This window comes from Rhodobacter maritimus, from assembly GCF_058747975.1.
This window is the reverse complement of the sequence record NZ_CM179095.1, coordinates 583,541-602,367: the sequence shown is the minus strand read 5'-3', so window position 1 is coordinate 602,367 and position 18,827 is coordinate 583,541. Positions and strand designations below refer to the sequence as shown.

Genomic DNA, 18,827 nt, shown 5'->3' with positions numbered 1-18,827 from the left:
AGGCTTCCGCCCTCACCGCGCGCGCAGCGCTTCGGCAATGCGCGCGGCCAGCCGCCGCGCAACTTCGTCCTTGCCCATGCGCGGCCAGCTTTCCGCGCCATTTCCGTCGATCAGCGTCACCGCGTTCTCGGCCCCGCCCATGATCCCCGTTGCCGGGCTGACATCATTGGCCACGATCCAGTCGCAGCCCTTGCGCGCCCGCTTGGCACTCGCATGGGCGATCACGTCATGGGTTTCGGCGGCAAATCCCACCACAAGTTCCGGGCGCCCGGTCTTCATTGCGCTGATCCGGGCCAGGATGTCGGGATTTTCGGCGAATACCAGCGCCGGCGCCTGACCCGAGCCATCCTTCTTCATCTTCTGCTGCGCCGCATTGGCCACCCGCCAATCGGCCACCGCGGCGGCGAAGACGGCCGCATCGGCGGGCAGCGCGGCCTCGACCGCCGCCAGCATCTGCGCGGCGGTCTCGATCGCCACCACCTCCACCCCCTGCGGGGCGGGCACGCTGGCCGGTCCGGTCACGAAGGTCACCCGCGCGCCCAGATCGCGCAGCGCCGCGGCAAGCGCACTTCCCTGCGCCCCGGACGAGCGGTTCGCGATATAGCGCACCGGGTCGATCGGCTCATGCGTGGGACCCGAGGTCACCACGACATGACGCCCCGCCAGCGGCCCCGCACCGAAGGCGGTCCCGATCGCGGCCACGATCTCCAGCGGCTCGGACATCCGGCCGGGGCCGAATTCGCCGCAGGCCATGTCGCCATCGTTGGGCCCCGCAAACAGAACCCCGTCACCGGCCAGCCGGTCACGATTGCGGCGCGTGGCGGGATGGATCCACATCCGCACATTCATCGCGGGCGCCAGCAGCACGCGCTTGTCCGTCGCCATCAGCAGCGTCGAGGCCAGATCGTTGGCAAGCCCCGCGGCCATCTTGCCCATCAGATCGGCCGTCGCGGGTGCCACCACCACCAGATCGGCGGCGCGGCTCAGCTGGATATGGCCCATCTCGGCCTCGTCGGTCAGATCGAACAGATCGCGGTAGACCTTCTGCCCGGCCAGGGCCGACACGCTCAGCGGGGTCACGAATTCCTCGGCCGCGCGGGTCAGCACCGGGGTCACCTCGGCGCCCCGCTCGCGCAGGCGGCGGATCAGCTCAAGCGTCTTGTAGGCCGCGATCCCGCCCCCGATGATCAGAAGTATCTTCTTTCCCGCCAGCATTCCGGACTCCTCTGCGCCTGGCCAAGCTTTAGGCACGAGGGCCGCACAGTGCAAGCTAGCGCAGCGTCGCGCAGGGATCTTCGCGCGGCGCCGGATCGGTCACCAGCCAGTGGTCGAAGGGCTGCTCCGGCCCCGCCGGGCGTTCAAGCTGGCCGACCGAAATCACCGACACGCCGGGCTGCACGCGGGCCAGCACGGCCGGCACGCCACGATCGGTGCGCGCATGGCCCGACCCGGTAATCAGCACGACCGGGCCGCCGGTCTCTTCCAGCGCCCGCAACGTGGCGCGGGCGAAGGCGGCATCGCGCAGGCGTTGCGCGGCCACCATGCCCGGCACAAGTTCGGGCGGAAGCGCGTTGCAATGGGCCTCCATCTGCTCGGCCTCAAGCGCCGCCTGTTCGTCCGGGGCGGGGGCCTCGGCCAGCCCGTAAGCCCCGGCCTCGGCGCCAAAGACGGCGGCCGCGCCGTCCGTCATGGCGCGGCGCACCTCGGCGCGGGGCAGCGCGGCACCATGGATCGCGGCCTCGGGGGCCGCGGCGAATACCGGCGCATAAAGCGCGAAATCGGGCCAGCCCGAGGCCTCCCATTCCAGCGCCTGCCCCAGCCCGGCCGGGTCGGCCCGCAATCCGGGCGTGGCACGCGCGGCCTGTTCGGGGGTAAGCATCTCGAACACCAGCGCCTTCGGCGCGATGGCGGCCACAGCGCGCGCCTGGTTCAGATGATGCGCGGGATTGTCATGCACCTCGCCCAGGATCACGATATCGGCGCGCAGCGTATCAAGCGCCTCCGGATCGACCTCGACGGCCTGAACGGGAAGCGCGAAACACAACAGCGCGGCAAGACGGATCTTCATGACAGGAAGTGATGCACTTCCGCCCCGTGACTTTCAAGGTTCTTGCGCAGCTTGAGGAAGGCCTGCGCCTCAAGCTGGCGGATCCGTTCCTTCGACAGGCCCAGCTCTTCGCCCAAAGAGGCAAGCGTGCGGGGGGCATCGCGCAGGCGCCGCTCGGTCACGATGAAACGCTCGCGCGGGGTCAGCCGGCCCATCGCCTCGCCCAGCCAGCCGCGCAGAAGGACCGTGTCGTGACGATCCGCCACGACATCCTCGGGCCCGGCCGCGTCATCCTCCAGCGACTCGATCCATTCGCGCCCCTCGTCCTCCGAGGATTGCATCGCGTTCAGCGAATAGTCCGAGCCCGAAAGCCGGCCCAGCATCATCTCCACATCGTTCAGCGGCACGCCGATCACCTCGGCGATGCGGGCGCGCATCTCGGCGCCGTCCAGATGCCGGCCCTCGACCTCGGCCTCGCGCTCCAGCCGCGCCTGAACCCGCCGCAGATTGAAGAACAACGCCTTCTGCGACGAGGTCGATCCGGTGCGCACAAGCGACCAGTTGCGCATCACGAAGTCCTGAATGCTCGCCTTGATCCACCAGACCGCATAGGTCGAGAACCGCACGCCGCGCTCAGGGTCGAACCGGTCGGCGGCTTTCAGAAGGCCCAGGCTCGCCTCCTGGATCAGATCGTTCATCGGGGCACCGTAGCGGCGAAACTTCGACGCCATCGAGATCGCCAGCCGCATATAGGCCTGCACAAGGCGGTGCATCGCGGCCTCGTCGCGCCGGTCGCGCCAGGCACGGGCCAGCTCGACCTCGGTCTGGGCATCCAGAAGCTCCGCGCGCATCGCCCGGCGCGGCAGCGTCTCATCTGTCATTCCATCGAGAGCCATTCGAAGTCTCCCCGGGTCTCCCACCCATCTGACGGCGTGCTCTGCTGGACAACTATGCATGATAACGTGCAAATTGTCTTGCGGATCCCCGTCCGCTCACAGAATTGTTCAATCGTGGACTCGTCTTTTATGCCATGGCCCCGCGGATTTGCCGCGGCCTCACGTCAGGAGATGGACTTGGGCTACCGACTCGCCATTGCGGACCGCACCTATTCAAGCTGGTCGTTGCGCGCCTGGCTGCTGTTCGATCACGCGGGAATCCCCGTGAAGGTCGAGACCGGGCGGCTTTACACCGACGATTTCGCGCGCCTCCTGCGTGATTTCGCGCCCGCGCGGCTGGTTCCCGCGCTGCGATTGCCCGACGGCACCGTCATTGCCGAAACCATGGCCATCGCGGAAACCCTGGCCGAACGCCACCCCGAGGCCGGGCTCTGGCCCGCAGATCCCTCGGCCCGTGCAATGGCCCGCTGGCTTTGCGCCGAAATGCATGCGGGCTTTTCCGCCCTGCGCACCCATTGCCCGATGAACCTTGGCGTCAGCTATACCGATTGCGGGCCGGATCGCGCGGTGCTGGCCGATGTCGCCCGCATCGAGGAATTGTGGGCGATGGCGCGGGACCGTTTCGGCGCGGGCGGCCCGTGGCTTTTCGGGGGATGGAGCATCGCCGACGCCTTCTTTGCCCCCGTCGCGGGCCGCATCGCGGGCTACAACCTGCCCACCGGCCCCGAGGCTGCCGCCTATGTCGCGGCGCAGCTTGCCGATCCCTCGTTCCGCCGCTGGCGCGCGATGGGCAAGGCGCAGAACTACGATCAGGAATTCTATCGCCGCGACTGGCCGACGCGGCCATGGCCCGGCCCCGCGCCGCGGCCCGCCAGCCCGGCCGATGGCCCCTCGGTCAACGCCGCCTGCCCCTATTCCGGCGATCCGGTCACCGATTTCATGGAATGCGGCGGGCGCGTCTGGGGGTTTTGCAATCCCTTCTGCCGCGACAAGACCATGGCCGACCCCGAGGCATGGCCGGCCTTCCTGTCGATGGTCGAGGAACAGGGCGGCTTCGCGCATTAACCTTTCCTAAACCATGACCGCCTACCCCTTCCGGAAACGGCAGGGCAGGTTGAGATGGTGGCACGGGCCTATTCAGTGGCGTTCGAGGGGGTCGAGGCGCGCCTTGTCGAGGTGCAATGCTCGACCACCGCCGGAATGCCCGGTTTTTCCATCGTGGGCCTGCCGGACAAGGCCGTCTCCGAGGCGCGCGAAAGGGTGCGCGCGGCGCTTGGCGCGCTGTCGATCGCCCTGCCGTCCCGCAAGGTGACGGTGAACCTGTCGCCCGCGGACCTTCCCAAGGAGGGGTTGCATTTCGATCTGCCCATCGCCCTTGCGCTCTTGGCGGCGATCGACATCCTGCCGCGCGAAGAGGTCGGGGCGACCGTCTCGGTCGGCGAGCTTTCGCTTGACGGCAGGCTTGTGGGCGTCGCGGGCGCGCTGCCCGCCGCGATGGCCGCCGCCGAGGCGGGCCATGCGCTGATCTGCCCCGAGGCCTGCGGCGCCGAGGCGGCCTGGGTGGGGGCGGCCACCGTCTTTGCCCCCGCCTCGCTGAACCAGGCGATCCGGCATCTGAGCGGTCAGGCACCGCTTGCGCCCGCAACACCGGGCGAGGTGCTGGCCGCACCCTTCACGCGCGACCTGATCGACGTGAAGGGGCAGGAACGGGCCAAACGCGCGCTGGAAATCGCCGCCGCCGGGCGCCACCACCTGCTGATGATCGGCGCGCCCGGATCGGGCAAGTCGATGCTGGCCGCGCGCCTGCCGGGCATCCTGCCGCCGCTTTCCCCGGCCGAGGCGCTGGAAACCTCGATGATCCACTCGCTTGCCGGTTTGCTGAGCGATGGCGGCATCTCTCGCGCGCGGCCGTTCTGCGAGCCGCATCATACCGCCTCGATGGCCGCGATCGTGGGGGGCGGGCGCGGGGCAAAGCCCGGTCAGGTCAGCCTGGCGCATAACGGCGTGCTGTTTCTGGACGAGCTGCCCGAATTTCCCCGCGCCGTCCTGGAAACCCTGCGCCAGCCCATCGAGACCGGCGAGGTCGTGGTCGCGCGCGCCAATGCCCATGTGCGCTATCCCTGCCGCTTCCTTCTGGTCGCGGCCGCCAATCCCTGCCGCTGCGGCCATCTGGGCGATGCCGGGCGCGCCTGTGCCCGCGCCCCCAGCTGCGCCGAGGATTACCTGGGCAGGATCTCGGGCCCGCTGATGGACCGCTTCGATCTGCGCATCGACGTGCCGCCCGTCAGCTATGCCGATCTCGACATGCCCGCGGGGGGCGAAAGCTCGGCCACGGTTGCGGCCCGCGTGGCGCAGGCGCGCGCGCGGCAGGCCGCGCGTTTCGCCGACACGCCCCGCCTGCGCGTCAATGCCGAGGCCGAGGGCGCGCTTCTGGAAGCCATCGCCACCCCCGATGCCGAAGGGCGCGCGCTGCTTGGCAAGGTGGCCGAGCGGTTCGGCCTGTCCGCGCGCGGCTATCACCGGGTTCTGCGGGTCGCGCGCACCATTGCCGATCTGGACGGATCGCAGGACGTGCGCGCGCCCCATGTGGCCGAGGCGATCGGATACCGCCTTGCGCCGGGGCGCTAGCTCAGGCGTGCAGCGCGGCGCATTTCGCCTCGATCACCTGCCAGATCTTCTCGGCCACGTTGGTGCCGTCGAAGCGTTCCAGTTCCTGGATGCCCGTGGGTGAGGTCACGTTGATCTCGGTCAGCCAGTCGCCGATCACGTCGATTCCCACGAAGATCTGGCCCTTCTCGCGCAGCATCGGGCCGATGGCCGCGCAGATCTCGTGGTCCCGCGCGCTCAGCCCCACCTTCTCGGGGCGCCCGCCCACATGCATGTTCGAGCGCGTCTCGCCCGCCGCCGGAACGCGGTTGATCGCACCCACCGGATCGCCGTTCACAAGGATGATGCGCTTGTCGCCCTGCGTCACGGCGGGCAGGTATTTCTGCGCGATCAGCGGCTCGCGGTTGATGCCCGAGAACAGCTCGTGCAGCGAGGCGAGGTTGCGGTCGTTCGGGTCCAGCCGGAACACCCCCGCCCCGCCATTGCCGTAAAGCGGCTTGAGGATGATGTCGCCGTGCCGCGCCTTGAATTCGCGGATCGTGGCCAGGTCCCGCGCGACCAGCGTGGGCGGCGTAAGGTCCGGAAAATCCAGCACCAGAAGCTTTTCGGGCGAGTTGCGCACCCAGAACGGATCGTTCACGACAAGGGTCTGCGGGTGGATCCGGTCAAGGATATGCGTCGTCGTGATATAGCCCATGTCGAAGGGCGGATCCTGGCGCAGCCAGACCACGTCCCAGTCGGACAGGTCGATCTCGGCCTCGTCGCCCAGGGTGAAGTGGTTGCCCTTCTCGCGCCGCACATGCAGCGGCCAGCCGCGTGCATAGACATGCCCTTCGCGGTAGATCAGCTTGTCGGGCGTGTAGTAGAACAGCTCATGCCCGCGTTTCTGCGCCTCTTCGGCAAGCCGGAACGTGCTGTCGGCGTCAATGTTGACCGCGTCGATCGGGTCCATCTGGATCGCAACTTTCAAGGCCATGCTTGCCCCCTTTCGTTGCCCTCTTGATGGCGCAGAGCGCGGCGCGATGCAATTACCCCTCAGTCCGGGGCGAAGGCGTTTTCGCGGATTTCGATGCGCCCGTCCCGATCCACCAGCGCCAGATCGAAGCGCAGCTCGGTCAGCTGGCCATGCGGCTGCGCGCCGATGAACTCGGCGGCGGCGGCATGGATGCGCTGCATCTGGCGCGGTGACAGGCGCTCGGCCGCGCGGGCATGGGTGGCGGAGTGTTTCACCTCGATGACGATCACGCCCGCGCCGTCACGCGCGATCAGGTCGATCTCTCCGCCATATCGGCCCCGCCAGCGGCGCGCGATGATCGGATGGCCCGCGCGTTCATAGGCAAGCGCCACCTGCGCCTCGGCGGCCAGCCCGCCGTGATACGAGGCGGCCCCGCTCATTCGTCCCGCCCGATCGTCAGGGCGGCCTGATACACCTCGCGCCGGGGCAGGCCGAACATCTCGGCCACCTCGGCGGCGGCTTCCTTGACGCGCATGTGCCCGAGCCGTTCGCGCAGCGCCTGCGCGACATCTTCGGCGCTTGCCTGACGGCCATGGGGGCGATCGACAAGAACCACGATCTCGCCCTTGACCGGCTGGCCGGCATAATCCTGCGCCAGATCGCCGAGCATTCCGCGCCTGACCTCCTCGAATCGTTTGGTAAGTTCGCGGCAGACCACCGCCTGCCGCCCGGCTCCGAATTCATCCACCATGGCCGTTAACAAATCGCCAACACGCTTGGGGGATTCGTAGAAGATCAGCGTTGCGGGCACGGTGGCGAATTCGCGCAGCCATTTGCGCCGCGCGGTGTCGGTATTGGGGGGGAAGCCCGCGAACAGGAATCGGTCGGTCGGCAGGCCCGACACGGTCAGCGCGGCCAGCACCGCCGAGGGGCCGGGCGCGGCAAAGACCGGATGCCCCGCCGCGATGGCCGCGCGGCCCAGCTGAAACCCCGGATCGGCGACAAGCGGCGTTCCCGCCTCGGAGGCGTAGGCCAGGCTTTTCCCCTCATCCAGCGCGCGCAGCAGGCGCGGACGCGCGGCCTCTCCGTTATGGTCGTGATAGGCGATCACCGGGCGGCCGTTCAGCGCGATGCCGTGGATCTCCATCAGGTGGCGCAGCGTGCGCGTGTCCTCGGCCGCGATGACATCGGCCGTGGCCAGAATATCCAGCCCCCGCAGGGTGATATCACGCGCCGCCCCGATCGGGGTCGACACGAAGTGCAACCCCGGTGCCAACCGTCCCGGCAAGGTTCCGCCGGATCGCCGCGCATCTTCCGCCATGTTCGCCCTTCCCTGCCGCAGCAAAGTTTACTTCGCATCGGGAAACGCATAGTGTCTGCCCGTATTGACCCCCTGCGCCATGACCAGAGGATGCCGTTATGTTTGCTTCTTTCCGTAGCTCCCGCAACCCATTGCTTCGAATCGGCGCCGTCTTCTCGGCGCTCTGGCTTGCCGCGTGCGAGCCCGTCGGAATGGCCGGCGGCAACAGCGGACAGCGCATCGACCCCGGCGCCGCGGTGCAGGTCGCGCTGCTGGTTCCGGGCGGATCGGGCGCCTCGGGGGATGAAACGCTGGCGCGCTCGCTGCGGCAGGCGGCCGAGCTTGCGATCTCGGACCTGCAGGGCGCGAATATCGACCTGCGCGTCTACAACACCAACGGCAATGCGTCCCAGGCGGCCAATGTCGCGCGGCAGGCGGTGGACGAAGGGGCCAAGATCATCCTCGGGCCGGTCTTTGCCGAGGCCGCGAATGCGGCGGGCCTTGCGGTCGCGTCAAGCAATGTGAACGTGCTGTCCTTCTCGAACAACACCGACATCGCGGGCGGCAACGTCTTCGTGCTGGGCCCGACCTTCCCGAATACCGCGAACCGGCTGATGTCCTATGCCGCCTCGCAGGGCAAGCGGCGCATCCTTCTGGTGCATGAGCAGACCCCCGCGGGCGAGACCGGCGCGCGCGCCATCGAGACTGCGGCGCGCCGCTCCAACGCGACGCTGGTGGGCAAGGCCTCGTTCCCGTTCTCGCAGCAAGGCGTGATCGAGGCGGTGCCCTCGATCGCGGCGCGCGCCAGGTCGGGCGATGTGGATGCGCTGTTCCTGACGGCCGATACCGCCGGGGCGCTGCCGCTTCTGGCGCAGATGCTGCCCGAACAGGGCGTGGACACCTCGGCGACCAAGTTCATCGGCCTGACCCGTTGGGACATTCCGCCCGCCACGCTGGCGTTGCCGGGCGTGCAGGGCGGCTGGTTCGCGCTGCCTGATCCGGCGCTGAGCCAGCAGTTCCGCGCGCGCTATCAGGCCGCCTTCGGCGAGCCGCCGCACCCGATCGCAGGGCTTGCCTATGACGGGATCGCCGCGGTCGGCGCGCTGGTCCGGGCCGGGCGCCCCGACGCGCTGACCCGTTCGGGGCTGACGCAATCCTCGGGCTTCGTGGGCGTCAACGGCGTGTTCCGGCTGCGCCCCGACGGCACCAACGAACGCGGCCTCGCCGTGGCCGAGGTGCGCAACTCGCAGGTTGTCGTGGTCGATGCCGCGCCGCGCGGCTTCGGGGGCGCCGGCTTCTGATCCCGCTTTGCGACATGGCCAGCACTTTCACCGACGGGGCAAGAGAACACCGTGGACGATAACACCCCATCCGCCCCGGCCGAAGCCGGGGCGCCCTTGCTTCTGGACAGGACCGGGCTGGATGCCGCGCTTGACAAGGCCATCGAAGGGCTGAGCGACGGGCGCGAAATCCGAAGCGCCACCGTGCAGTTCCTGGCCCGCGCGCGCGACGAGGCCGCGGGCGCGATCGAAGGCGATTTCGCCACCCACCCCCGCGCCGCGCGTGACACGGTGCGCAGCTATTCCACGATGACCGACGGCATCGTCCAAAGCGTGCTTCGGATCGCCACAGACGTGTTGCACCCGCTGCCCACCCCCACCGAGGCAGAGCGGATCGCGGTTCTCGCCGTAGGTGGCTATGGCCGCGCCGAGATGGCGCCGGCATCGGATGTCGATCTTCTGTTCCTGACGCCCTGGAAGGTCACGCCATGGGCCGAAAGCGTGATCGAAAGCATGCTCTACATGCTGTGGGACCTGAAGCTGAAGGTCGGGCATTCCTCGCGCACGATCGAGGATTGCCTGCGCCTGGGACGCGAGGATTACACGATCCGCACCGCCCTTCTCGAACATCGCTATATCGGCGGATACGAGCCCCTTGCCGAAGACCTGCGCGACCGCCTGCGCAACGATCTTTTCCGCGGCACCGGCGCCGAATTCATCGAGGCCAAGCTGGCCGAGCGCGATCTGCGCCACGAACGCCAGGGCGGCCAGCGCTATGTGCTGGAACCCAACGTGAAGGAAGGCAAGGGCGGCCTGCGCGACCTTCAGGCGCTTTACTGGATTGCGAAATACATCCACCAGGTCGACCGGGCCGCGGAACTGGTGGCGCTTGGCGTCTTCTCGCGCGAGGAATACGAGCATTTCCGCGGCGCCGAGGATTTCCTGTGGGCGGTGCGCTGCCATCTGCATCTGATCGCGCGCCGCGCCTCGGATCAGCTGACCTTCGACATGCAGGTCGAAGTGGCCCGGCGCATGGGCTATGAGGACACCGCCGGGCGGCGCGGGGTCGAGATCTTCATGCAGGAATATTTCCGCCACGCCACCCGCGTGGGCGAGGTGACCCGCATCTTCCTGACCGAGCTTGAGGCCCGCCACGTCAAGCGCGCGCCCATGTTGCAGCGCATCTTCCGCCGCCGGCGCAAGCTGAAGGGGCCGTGGCACGACGATAACGGGCGCATCAACATCACCGACCAGGCCACCTTCCTGGCCGATCCGCTGAACCTTCTGCGTCTGTTCGAGGAAGCGCTGCGCACCGGCATGCTGATCCACCCCAATGCGATGCGCGTGGTCACCGCCCATCTCGACCTGATCGACGAGGACATGCGCGAAGACCGCGAAGCCACGCGCATCTTCCTTGATCTGCTTCTCAAGCACGGCAACCCTGAACGCGCACTGCGCCGGATGAACGAGCTGGGCGTCCTGTCCGCCTTCATCCCCGAATTCGAGCCGATCGTGGCGATGATGCAGTTCAACGTCTATCACCACTACACGGTGGACGAGCACACGATCCAGTGCATCTCGACGCTGGCGCAGATCGAGCGCGAAGAACTGATCGAGGAATTGCCGATCAGCTCGCGCATCCTCAAGGACGGCGTGAACCGGCGCGTGCTTTATGTGGCGCTGCTGCTGCACGATATCGGCAAGGGCCGCCCCGAGGACCATTCGATCCTCGGCGCGCAGATCGCCCGCAAGGTCGCCCCCCGGCTGGGGCTGAGCGCGGAGGAATGCGATACGGTCGAATGGCTGGTGCGCTATCACCTGCTGATGTCCGACGTGGCCCAGAAACGCGACCTGGCCGACCCGCGCACGCTGCGCGATTTCGCCAAGGCGGTGAAGACGCGCAAGCGGCTCGATCTGCTGACGGTGCTGACGGTGTGCGACATTCGCGGCGTGGGGCCGGGCACCTGGAACAACTGGAAGGCCATGCTGCTGCGCCGGCTGCATGCCGAAACCGCCGATTTCCTGGAAAACGGGGCCGAGGCCGTCAACCGCGCCAAGCGCGAAAGCGAGGCCAAGAAGGCCCTGCGCGAAGCGCTTGCCGGATGGGACCAGAAAGAGATCCGCACCGAGCTGGGGCGCCATTACGCGCCCTACTGGCAGGGCCTTTCCACCGCGACCCAGCGCATCTTCGCGCATCTTCTGCGCGGGCTTTCCAATGACGAGATCCGCATCGACCTGCATCCCGATGCCGACCATGACGCAACCCGCGCGGCCTTCGCGCTTGCCGATCATCCGGGCATCTTCTCGCGGCTGGCGGGCGCGCTTGCGCTGGTGGGGGCCAATGTGGTCGACGCACGCACCTATACCTCGAAGGACGGCTACGCGACCGCCGTCTTCTGGGTGCAGGACGCCGAAGGGCACCCCTACGAATCCGACAAGCTGCCGCGCCTGCGCAAGATGATCGAGAAGACGCTGCGCGGCGAGGTCGTCGCGCGCGATGCGCTGAAGGACCGTGACAAGGTCAAGAAACGCGAGCGCGAATTCCGCTTTCCCACGCATATCACCTTCGACAACGAAGGCTCCGAGATCTACACGATCATCGAGGTCGATACCCGCGACCGCCCCGGCCTGCTTTACGATCTGACCCGGACTTTGGCGGCCAACAACATCTACATCGCCTCGGCCGTGATCGCCACCTTCGGCGCGCAGGTCGTCGACGCCTTCTACGTCAAGGACATGTTCGGGCTGAAGATGCATTCCCGGCCCAAGCAGGAGGCGCTGGAGAAGAAGCTGCGCGAGGCGATCTCGGCCGGCGCGGCAAGGGCCGGACGCTGATGGCACCGATCCGGCTGATGCGGGGGTTCCTGACGGTGGGCAGCTGGACGCTGGTCAGCCGGGTCGTGGGATTTGCGCGCGATGTGATGATGGCGGCCTATCTGGGCGCGGGCCCGGTGGCCGAGGCCTTCCTGATCGCGTTCTCGCTGCCCAACATGTTCCGCCGCTTCTTCGCCGAGGGCGCGTTCAACATGGCCTTCGTGCCGATCTTCTCGAAAAAGCTGGAATCGGGCGAGGACGCGCGCGGCTTCGCCCAGGACGCATTCGCGGGCCTGTCGTCGGTGCTGGTGGCCTTCACCCTGATCGGCACATTGGCGATGCCGGGGCTGGTCTGGCTGATGGCCTCGGGGTTCGTGGGCGATGCGCGCTTCGACATGGCGGTGCTGTTCGGGCGGATCTCGTTTTCCTACATCCTGTTCATCTCGCTGGTGGCGCTGCTGTCGGGGGTGCTGAACGCCTTCGGGCGCTTTACCGAAGCCTCGTTCGTGCCGGTGCTGATGAACCTGATGTTCATTGCCGCGATGTGGATCGCGGCGCGGGCAGGTTGGGACATGGGGCTGACGCTGGCCTGGACCGTGCCGCTGACCGGGATCGCGCAACTGGCCTTCACCTGGTTCGCGGCCCGCAGGCTTGGCTACAGCCTGCGCCCCGGCTGGCCCAGGATGACGCCCGACCTCAAGCGCCTTCTGATCATCGCGGGGCCGGCGGTGCTGGCGGGCGGGGTGGTGCAGATCAACCTTCTGGTCGGGCGGCAGGTCGCCTCGTTCACCGAGGGCGCCGTGGCCTGGCTGTCCTATGCCGACCGGCTTTATCAGTTGCCGTTGGGGGTGGTGGGCATCGCCATCGGCACGGTGCTGCTGCCCGCCCTGTCGCGCCAGCTGCGCGCGGGCGACGCGGAGGCCGGGCGCGAAAGCTTTTCGCGCGGGGCGGAATTCGCGCTCTTTCTGACCGTGCCCGCGGCGGTGGCCTTGGTGGTGATCGCCGAGCCGCTGATCTCGGTTCTCTACGGGCGCGGCGCCTGGACGGCGGGCGACACCGACGCCACGGCGCTTGCCCTTGCGGCCTATGGGCTGGGCCTTCCGGCCTTCGTGCTGCAAAAGGTGCTTCAGCCGCTGTTCTACGCGCGCGAGGATACGCGCAGGCCCTTCTTCTATGCCGTCGTCTCGATGATCGTGAACGCGGGCTTCGCCGTGGGGATGATGCCCATCATGGGGTTCATGGCCGCCGCCCTTGCAACCTCGGTCTCGGGATGGGTCATGGTGGCGCAGCTTTGGTTCGGCGCGCGCACCATGGGGGCGGCCGCGCGGCCGGATGCGCGCTTCTGGCGCCGGCTGTGGCGGATCCTTGCGGCCTCGGCCGCGATGGGGGCGGCGCTGTGGTTCCTGAACGGGGCACTGGCCGGGATGCTGGCCGAGCGGCATGCCCGCTTCGGGGCGCTTGCCCTGATGTGCGGCGGCGGGATCGCGGTCTATTTCGGGCTGGGCGCCCTGATCGGCGCCTTCCGGCCGGGCGATCTGGGCCGGATGCTGCGGCGCCGGTAGGCCGCGCGCACCCTAACGCTGGCGCAACCGCTCCAGCGCGCGGCGCCAGCCGCCGGGCGCGACCAGAAAGCAGATCGCAAAGCCCGCCCCCGCCCCCGTCACATCCGCGATCCAGTCGGGCCGCGCCCCGAAAAGCAGGCCGAAGACAAGCTGGATCCCCAGAAGGAACCCGATCAGCGTGAAGGCCCGCGCGCGGTTGGCATGGGCCATGCCGAGCCGCGTCCACAGGATCCATGTGAAGGCCCCGACCAGCCCGTAAACCGCCGGATAGCCGCCATAGATCGCCGCCTGCGTGCCCGGAACCAGCGCATAGACCACCGCCCCCGCGATCGCCGATCCGAAGAACACCGCCAGCACGGCGGGCAGGGAAAACAGCTCTCCCACCATCTTGCCAAGCGCGAGGATGAAGACCAGCACCATCAGCGCATGGGTGAAACTGCCATGCACGAAGGGATAGCTGACGATCCGCAGCACATGATGCCAGGGCCAGATGTTCTGATCCAGCATCGCGCGGAAGATGTCGGGGGCGAAGGCATAGCGCTGCAACGCATCCAGCCGCCAGCCCCGCGCCAGCTCTCCGGCGAAGCCCGCCTGGCCAAGGCCGAAGGCCAGCTCGCCCAGGATGACCGGCAGCGCCAGAAGCCACACCACCGGCGGCAGCGGATTGATCGGATGTTCGTCGAAGCCTTCGCGCATCTTGCCCCCGGGGTCCTGCGGGGTCCGGTTGACGCCCCGCGCGCTTTAGCGATAAGCGAGCGGGACGCAGATTTCCAGCCTGCCAAGCGGAGCAAGACGATGACCGACGCCACCCCCACGCCCAATGCCGCCTTCAAGCCGCGGATCTTTTCGGGAATCCAGCCCTCGGGCGGGCTGACGCTTGGCAACTATCTGGGCGCACTCAAGCGCTTTGCCGAAAAGCAGGACGAGGGGATCGAGACGATCTATTGCCTGGTCGACCTGCATGCGATCACCGTCTGGCAGGACCCCGAGGCGCTGCGCCGCCAGACCCGCGAGGCGGCGGCGGGCTTCATCGCCTCGGGCGTGGATCCGGCGCGCTCGATCCTGTTCAACCAGAGCCAGGTCGGCGCGCATGCCGAACTGGCCTGGCTGCTGAACTGCGTGGCGCGGATCGGCTGGATGTATCGCATGACCCAGTTCAAGGACAAGACGGCGGGCAAGAACGCCGAGAACTCCTCGCTCGGGCTTCTGGCCTATCCTTCGCTGATGGCGGCGGACATCCTGCTGTATCACGCCACGATGGTCCCGGTGGGCGAGGATCAGAAGCAGCACCTTGAGCTGACGCGCGATATCGCGGCGAAGTTCAACCACGACTACAGAACGGATTTCTTCCCGATCACCGAGCCCCTGATCGAGGGCGCGGCGACGCGCGTGATGTCGCTGCGCGACGGGACGAAGAAGATGTCGAAATCCGATCCCTCCGATGCCAGCCGCATCAACCTGACCGACGATGCCGATACGATCGCAAAGAAGATCCGCAAGGCCAAGACCGATCCCGAGCCGCTGCCCGATACCGTCGAGGGGTTGCAGGACCGCCCCGAGGCGCGCAACCTTGTGAACATCTACGCGGCCCTTGCCGGGCACACGCCCGCCCAGGTGGTCCGCGATTTCGCGGGCGCCCAGTTCGGCACGTTCAAGCCCGCGCTTGCGGATCTTGCGGTGGCCAAGCTGGAGCCGATCAGCACCGAGATGAAGCGGCTGATGGCCGACCCGGCCGAGATCGACCGGATCCTGGGTGCGGGGGCGGCACGGGCCGACGCGATCGCGCGGCCGATCCTTGAGAAGACCTATGAGATCATGGGGATGGTGCGCTCGCGGTAGGGGCGGGCAGCGGGGGTTTTGCACCCCCGCACCCCCGCAGGATATTTCCGCGAAGATGAAGGGCGCTCAGGCGCGGGCGCGGGCTTCCGCTTCGGGATAGAGGCGGGCCATGGTCAGCCCGCGCGTGGCGTTGAGGACCATGAGCGCGGCCCAGAGCCCGTGATTGCCGAAGGCCGGCACGAGGATGCCGAGTGCGGCGATGTAGATGGTGACCGAGACGAACATGGCGTTGCGCATTTCGCGCGTAAGGGTGGCGCCGATGAAGATGCCGTCGAACATCCAGCTGGCCACGCCGATCAGGGGCGCGATCGCCAGCCATGGCAGGTAGTGGCGTGCGGTTTCGCGGACCTCTGGGGCGGTGGTCATCAGGTCGATGATCTGCGGCCCGGCCAGCAGGAAGGCCACGCCCAGAAGCAGCGCCCCGCCCGCGCCCCATTGCGAGGTGATCAGCGACGCGCGTCGCACGCCCGAGGCCGAGCGCGCGCCCACCGCCTGGCCCACGAGCGCCTCGGCCGCGAAGGCGAAGCCGTCGAGCGCATAGGCCGTGATCTCGAGGAATTGCAGAAGGATCTGATTGGCCGCAAGGCGCACGTCGCCCTGCCCCGCCCCCAGGAAGAGAAAGGTGGTGAAGCTGGCCTGGAGCAGGACCGAGCGGATCATGATGTCGGTATTCACCCGCGCCATCTGAAGCAGGCGCCGTTTGTCGAGCACCAGCGCGGCGCTGCGCCAGTAGCCGTCGGCGAAGGCATCGCGCGCAAGCCAGAGCGCCAGCACCACGCCCGTCCATTCCGCGATCAGCGTGGCCGAGGCGACGCCCTTGACCCCCAGTCCCAGCCCCAGCACGAACCACAGGTCCAGCCCCACGTTCAGGCCGTTCATCCAGAGCTGGATCACCAGAACCGCCCGCGTCCGTTCCAGCGCGATCAGCCATCCGGTCAGCGCGTAGAGCGCGATGGTGGCCGGGGCGCCCCAGATGCGGAGCGCCATGTAGTCGCGCGCAAGCGCCTCGACCGCCGCCGATGCGGGCGCGATGCGGAATGCGGCGGCAAAAAGCGGGATTTGCAGCACGATCAGTGCCAACCCCGCCGCCATGGCGATCAGGAGCGCGCGGATCAGCCCGGCAGAGACCTCGGCCCGGTCCCTGGCCCCGTGGGCCTGCGCGACCAGCCCCGATGTGCCCATGCGCAGGAAGCCGAAGATCCAGTAGAGCGAGGCGAGGATGATTGCGCCGATTCCGACCGCGCCGATCGGGGCGGCCTCGCCCATCTGGCCAACGACGCCGGTATCCACCGCCCCCAGGATCGGCACCGTCGCATTCGAGATGACGATCGGCAGGGCGATGGCGATGACGCGGCGGTGGCTGGCCTCAGCCATCGCTGCCGGGTGGCGGCGGCATCAGGAAATGCCCCGTCCCCTGGGCGAACAGGCGGCTGCGGTTGTCCTGCCATGCCTCGACATGCACGCTGGCATAGCGCCGCCCCGAGCGATTGACGCGCGCGCGCGCATAGGCGTCGCGCGGCAGGCCCGAGCGCAGGTAGTCGGTGGTGAAGTCGATGGTCTTGGGCAGGCGCGGCAGGTGCAGCGGGTCAAGCGTGGTCAAGTCGATCCGGCCCTGCTCGATATCTTCCCACAGCATGCTCCAGCTCAGCTCGATGATCGCCGTGACCTCAAGGAACCCCGCCGTCACGCCGCCATGCAGGGCGGGCAGGATCGGATTGCCGATCAGCTTTTCATCGAAGGGCAGGACGGCTGTGAGCTCATCCCCGCGACGCTCGAACTCGATGCCGAGGAACTGGATGAAGGGCACACCCGAGACGAGCGCGCGCAGGGCCGCGTCGCGGCGCTGCTTGACCACCTGGACGGGTTCGGGGCGCGCGCGCTTCATGCCTGCTTTCCTTCCGGCCGTTCCAGGGTGAAGGCGCCCGTCGCGGTGGCCACGGGCGGCGCCCCCTCTTCCTCGTCATGGGCGGTGGCGCGCACGAAGGCGACGGTGCGGGTGGCGTGGTAGCAGACCGCCCGCGCCGAGATCCGCTGCCCCGGCGTCGCGGCGCGCATGTAGTCGATGCGCAGGTCGATCGTCGCCGTGCCGGAGGGGGCGCTGGGGTGGCACAGCACCGCCGCGCCGCAACAGGTATCCATCAGCGCCGAGACGGCGCCGCCATGGATCACGCCGGTGCGCGGATCGCCGATCAGGCGCAGGTCATAGGGCATCGAGATCGCCGCCTCGCCCTGGCCGATTTCATCGAGCTGCATGTCGAGCGCGCGCGAATGCGGGATCGCCTCGATGAACTGACGCGCGAACTGGCGCATCTGCTTGTCGCTTTGGCCGGCCTTGCCGTCGCCATCCTGCATCGTCACTCTCCGCCTGGGTCGGGGCCGGACATCGCCGGCCTGCGCCCCGACTATTCCGTCAAGCCGGGCGCACTGCAAGCCCCCCTTGCGACGCCCGGTCCCGGCATCGCCGCCACGATCACCCCATCTAGCGTGTTGAGATCGCGTCGCGCACGCGCTAGCGTTGCGCGGCATGGAGGCCCGAATGTCCGATACGCTCAGTTTCAAGGAAATGTGCGCGCGCTTTGACGTCACACCGCGCACGCTGCGCTATTACGAGTATATCGAGTTGCTTTCCCCGCAGAAGGAAGGCCGCGCACGGTTCTACGGCCCGCGCGAGATTGCGCGCATGACGCTGATCCTGCGGGGGCGGCGTTTCGGCTTCAGCCTCGAGGAACTGCGCCAGTGGCTGCTGATCTACGACCAGAAGGGCACGAAAGAGCAAAATCGCGTCTGGATCGAGCTGGCCGACCGTCAGCTCGAAGTGCTCAGGCAGCAGCGCGCAGAACTGGACGTGACCATCGACGATCTGCGCGCGCTGCGCGATCAGGTGGCAGATTCGCTTCCCGGCGAAGCCCCCTGAAACGGCCGGAACCGTGACAATCCGCCACGGATCACGGGTCATTTTATTTCTTTACCGTTAGGTCAACTTTTCCTGACATTACGTCAGCGATTTCGTGACGTCACGTTACAGTGACGTGAACGTCAACTTCCCTTGTAAACTCGTGGCAGATACCGATTTGCCTCTGGGTGACGCAAGGACAGACACTCGAAAGGTGAAGGGTATGAGTGATGATGTAATGACGATCCGCGAGATGTGCGATGCATTCGATGTAACGCCCCGCACGCTCCGGTTTTACGAGTCGAAGGAGTTGCTGTTTCCGATCCGCCTTGGACAAAAGCGCCTGTTCACGCGGCGCGACCGGGCGCGGTTGAAGCTGATCCTGCGCGGCAAGCGCTTCGGGTTCAGCCTCGAGGATATCCGGCAGCTTCTGGATATGTATTCGATGGGCGACCAGCAGAAGGCGCAGATCGCCAAGACGCTGGAGGTTGCCCGGGAAAGACTGGCCGAGATGCAGCGCCAGCGCGAAGAGCTTGGTCAGGCGATTGCCGAGCTGAGCGAACAAATAGCCTGGGGCGAACGGGAACTGGCCGACAAGAAGGCAACGGTCCCTGCCGCCTGACCGCTTGTCAGA

Annotated in this window: 18 protein-coding genes; 8 read left to right on the top strand and 10 right to left on the bottom strand. The window is 67.7% G+C overall.

Going from position 1 to position 18,827, the window contains the following annotated elements:
• Nucleotides 1-12 precede the first annotated feature (12 nt).
• The 3 genes from coaBC to AC4PTO_RS03005 are packed head-to-tail and all read right to left on the bottom strand — an operon-like array spanning nt 13 to nt 2,943.
• On the bottom strand, nt 13-1,215 hold the full coding sequence (gene coaBC / locus AC4PTO_RS03015; RefSeq protein WP_492731736.1) for a bifunctional phosphopantothenoylcysteine decarboxylase/phosphopantothenate--cysteine ligase CoaBC: 1,203 nt from the start codon (nt 1,213-1,215) through the stop codon (nt 13-15).
• 55 nt (nt 1,216-1,270) lie between these two features.
• Entirely contained in the window at nt 1,271-2,068 is a 798-nt protein-coding gene (locus AC4PTO_RS03010; protein WP_492731734.1) for a ChaN family lipoprotein, read from the bottom strand.
• Complete coding sequence (locus tag AC4PTO_RS03005; protein WP_492731732.1) at nt 2,065-2,943, bottom strand: RNA polymerase factor sigma-32; 879 nt, start codon at nt 2,941-2,943, stop codon at nt 2,065-2,067. Before AC4PTO_RS03005 ends, AC4PTO_RS03010 begins: the two co-directional genes overlap by 4 nt.
• Before the next feature lie 177 nt (nt 2,944-3,120).
• Here AC4PTO_RS03005 and AC4PTO_RS03000 point away from each other — a divergent pair, with 177 nt between their 5' ends.
• Both AC4PTO_RS03000 and AC4PTO_RS02995 read left to right on the top strand, forming a co-directional pair.
• The gene (locus AC4PTO_RS03000) at nt 3,121-4,008 is read left to right on the top strand and encodes a glutathione S-transferase (protein ID WP_492731730.1); all 888 of its coding nucleotides are present in this window, start codon (nt 3,121-3,123) and stop codon (nt 4,006-4,008) included.
• 54 nt (nt 4,009-4,062) lie between these two features.
• Nucleotides 4,063-5,571, top strand: a complete 1,509-nt coding sequence (locus tag AC4PTO_RS02995) for a YifB family Mg chelatase-like AAA ATPase (RefSeq protein WP_492731728.1) — start codon at nt 4,063-4,065, stop codon at nt 5,569-5,571.
• 1 nt (nt 5,572) lies between these two features.
• On the opposite strand, the gene gshB is transcribed toward AC4PTO_RS02995, so the two are convergent.
• From gshB to rsmI, 3 genes are read right to left on the bottom strand one after another with little or no spacing between them, the layout of a single operon-like run.
• A complete protein-coding gene (gene gshB, locus AC4PTO_RS02990; RefSeq protein ID WP_492731725.1) occupies nt 5,573-6,526 on the bottom strand; it encodes a glutathione synthase in 954 nt (317 codons plus the stop codon).
• Between the two features lie 59 nt (nt 6,527-6,585).
• Nucleotides 6,586-6,945: a YraN family protein gene (locus AC4PTO_RS02985; RefSeq protein WP_492731723.1), complete on the bottom strand. Its 360-nt coding sequence runs from the start codon at nt 6,943-6,945 to the stop codon at nt 6,586-6,588.
• Nucleotides 6,942-7,826 carry a 16S rRNA (cytidine(1402)-2'-O)-methyltransferase gene (gene rsmI, locus AC4PTO_RS02980; protein WP_492731720.1) on the bottom strand — a complete coding sequence of 295 codons (885 nt, stop codon included), beginning with the start codon at nt 7,824-7,826 and terminating at the stop codon, nt 6,942-6,944. The genes AC4PTO_RS02985 and rsmI overlap by 4 nt, the downstream gene beginning before the upstream one ends.
• Before the next feature lie 98 nt (nt 7,827-7,924).
• Here rsmI and AC4PTO_RS02975 point away from each other — a divergent pair, with 98 nt between their 5' ends.
• The 3 genes from AC4PTO_RS02975 to murJ are packed head-to-tail and all read left to right on the top strand — an operon-like array spanning nt 7,925 to nt 13,461.
• Nucleotides 7,925-9,106, top strand: a complete 1,182-nt coding sequence (locus tag AC4PTO_RS02975; RefSeq protein WP_492731718.1) for a penicillin-binding protein activator — start codon at nt 7,925-7,927, stop codon at nt 9,104-9,106.
• A gap of 51 nt (nt 9,107-9,157) precedes the next feature.
• Complete coding sequence (locus AC4PTO_RS02970; RefSeq protein WP_492731716.1) at nt 9,158-11,920, top strand: [protein-PII] uridylyltransferase; 2,763 nt, start codon at nt 9,158-9,160, stop codon at nt 11,918-11,920.
• Nucleotides 11,920-13,461, top strand: coding sequence for a murein biosynthesis integral membrane protein MurJ (gene murJ, locus AC4PTO_RS02965; protein WP_492731714.1), 1,542 nt, complete (start codon nt 11,920-11,922; stop codon nt 13,459-13,461). The genes AC4PTO_RS02970 and murJ overlap by 1 nt, the downstream gene beginning before the upstream one ends.
• Before the next feature lie 12 nt (nt 13,462-13,473).
• Here the strand turns inward: murJ and AC4PTO_RS02960 are convergent, their stop codons facing one another.
• Nucleotides 13,474-14,157, bottom strand: a complete 684-nt coding sequence (locus tag AC4PTO_RS02960; protein WP_492731712.1) for a rhomboid family intramembrane serine protease — start codon at nt 14,155-14,157, stop codon at nt 13,474-13,476.
• A gap of 99 nt (nt 14,158-14,256) precedes the next feature.
• Here AC4PTO_RS02960 and trpS point away from each other — a divergent pair, with 99 nt between their 5' ends.
• Nucleotides 14,257-15,300, top strand: a complete 1,044-nt coding sequence (gene trpS, locus AC4PTO_RS02955) for a tryptophan--tRNA ligase (protein ID WP_492731710.1) — start codon at nt 14,257-14,259, stop codon at nt 15,298-15,300.
• A 66-nt stretch (nt 15,301-15,366) separates the two neighbouring features.
• Here the strand turns inward: trpS and AC4PTO_RS02950 are convergent, their stop codons facing one another.
• Genes AC4PTO_RS02950 through AC4PTO_RS02940 form a run of 3 tightly spaced genes read right to left on the bottom strand, consistent with a single transcriptional unit; the run spans nt 15,367 to nt 17,652 of the window.
• A complete protein-coding gene (locus AC4PTO_RS02950) occupies nt 15,367-16,674 on the bottom strand; it encodes an MATE family efflux transporter (protein WP_492731708.1) in 1,308 nt (435 codons plus the stop codon).
• Nucleotides 16,667-17,185: a PaaI family thioesterase gene (locus AC4PTO_RS02945; protein WP_492731706.1), complete on the bottom strand. Its 519-nt coding sequence runs from the start codon at nt 17,183-17,185 to the stop codon at nt 16,667-16,669. Before AC4PTO_RS02945 ends, AC4PTO_RS02950 begins: the two co-directional genes overlap by 8 nt.
• Entirely contained in the window at nt 17,182-17,652 is a 471-nt protein-coding gene (locus tag AC4PTO_RS02940; RefSeq protein ID WP_492731704.1) for a PaaI family thioesterase, read from the bottom strand. Before AC4PTO_RS02940 ends, AC4PTO_RS02945 begins: the two co-directional genes overlap by 4 nt.
• Nucleotides 17,653-17,836: 184 nt before the next feature.
• Between AC4PTO_RS02940 and AC4PTO_RS02935 the strand changes: the two genes are divergently transcribed.
• Both AC4PTO_RS02935 and AC4PTO_RS02930 read left to right on the top strand, forming a co-directional pair.
• Complete coding sequence (locus tag AC4PTO_RS02935; protein ID WP_492731702.1) at nt 17,837-18,214, top strand: MerR family transcriptional regulator; 378 nt, start codon at nt 17,837-17,839, stop codon at nt 18,212-18,214.
• Between the two features lie 202 nt (nt 18,215-18,416).
• Nucleotides 18,417-18,815, top strand: coding sequence for a MerR family transcriptional regulator (locus AC4PTO_RS02930; RefSeq protein ID WP_492731700.1), 399 nt, complete (start codon nt 18,417-18,419; stop codon nt 18,813-18,815).
• Nucleotides 18,816-18,827: the final 12 nt, after the last annotated feature.

Excerpts from the sequence above, each read along its gene's own strand:
- coaBC (WP_492731736.1), bottom strand. The coding sequence starts at position 1,215 with ATGCTGGCGGGAAAGAAGATACTTCTGATCATCGGGGGCGGGATCGCG.
- AC4PTO_RS03010 (WP_492731734.1), bottom strand. The coding sequence starts at position 2,068 with ATGAAGATCCGTCTTGCCGCGCTGTTGTGTTTCGCGCTTCCCGTTCAG.
- AC4PTO_RS03005 (WP_492731732.1), bottom strand. The coding sequence starts at position 2,943 with ATGGCTCTCGATGGAATGACAGATGAGACGCTGCCGCGCCGGGCGATG.
- AC4PTO_RS02995 (WP_492731728.1), top strand. The coding sequence starts at position 4,063 with ATGGTGGCACGGGCCTATTCAGTGGCGTTCGAGGGGGTCGAGGCGCGC.
- gshB (WP_492731725.1), bottom strand. The coding sequence starts at position 6,526 with ATGGCCTTGAAAGTTGCGATCCAGATGGACCCGATCGACGCGGTCAAC.
- AC4PTO_RS02985 (WP_492731723.1), bottom strand. The coding sequence starts at position 6,945 with ATGAGCGGGGCCGCCTCGTATCACGGCGGGCTGGCCGCCGAGGCGCAG.
- rsmI (WP_492731720.1), bottom strand. The coding sequence starts at position 7,826 with ATGGCGGAAGATGCGCGGCGATCCGGCGGAACCTTGCCGGGACGGTTG.
- AC4PTO_RS02975 (WP_492731718.1), top strand. The coding sequence starts at position 7,925 with ATGTTTGCTTCTTTCCGTAGCTCCCGCAACCCATTGCTTCGAATCGGC.
- murJ (WP_492731714.1), top strand. The coding sequence starts at position 11,920 with ATGGCACCGATCCGGCTGATGCGGGGGTTCCTGACGGTGGGCAGCTGG.
- AC4PTO_RS02960 (WP_492731712.1), bottom strand. The coding sequence starts at position 14,157 with ATGCGCGAAGGCTTCGACGAACATCCGATCAATCCGCTGCCGCCGGTG.
- trpS (WP_492731710.1), top strand. The coding sequence starts at position 14,257 with ATGACCGACGCCACCCCCACGCCCAATGCCGCCTTCAAGCCGCGGATC.
- AC4PTO_RS02950 (WP_492731708.1), bottom strand. The coding sequence starts at position 16,674 with ATGGCTGAGGCCAGCCACCGCCGCGTCATCGCCATCGCCCTGCCGATC.
- AC4PTO_RS02945 (WP_492731706.1), bottom strand. The coding sequence starts at position 17,185 with ATGAAGCGCGCGCGCCCCGAACCCGTCCAGGTGGTCAAGCAGCGCCGC.
- AC4PTO_RS02940 (WP_492731704.1), bottom strand. The coding sequence starts at position 17,652 with ATGCAGGATGGCGACGGCAAGGCCGGCCAAAGCGACAAGCAGATGCGC.
- AC4PTO_RS02935 (WP_492731702.1), top strand. The coding sequence starts at position 17,837 with ATGTCCGATACGCTCAGTTTCAAGGAAATGTGCGCGCGCTTTGACGTC.
- AC4PTO_RS02930 (WP_492731700.1), top strand. The coding sequence starts at position 18,417 with ATGAGTGATGATGTAATGACGATCCGCGAGATGTGCGATGCATTCGAT.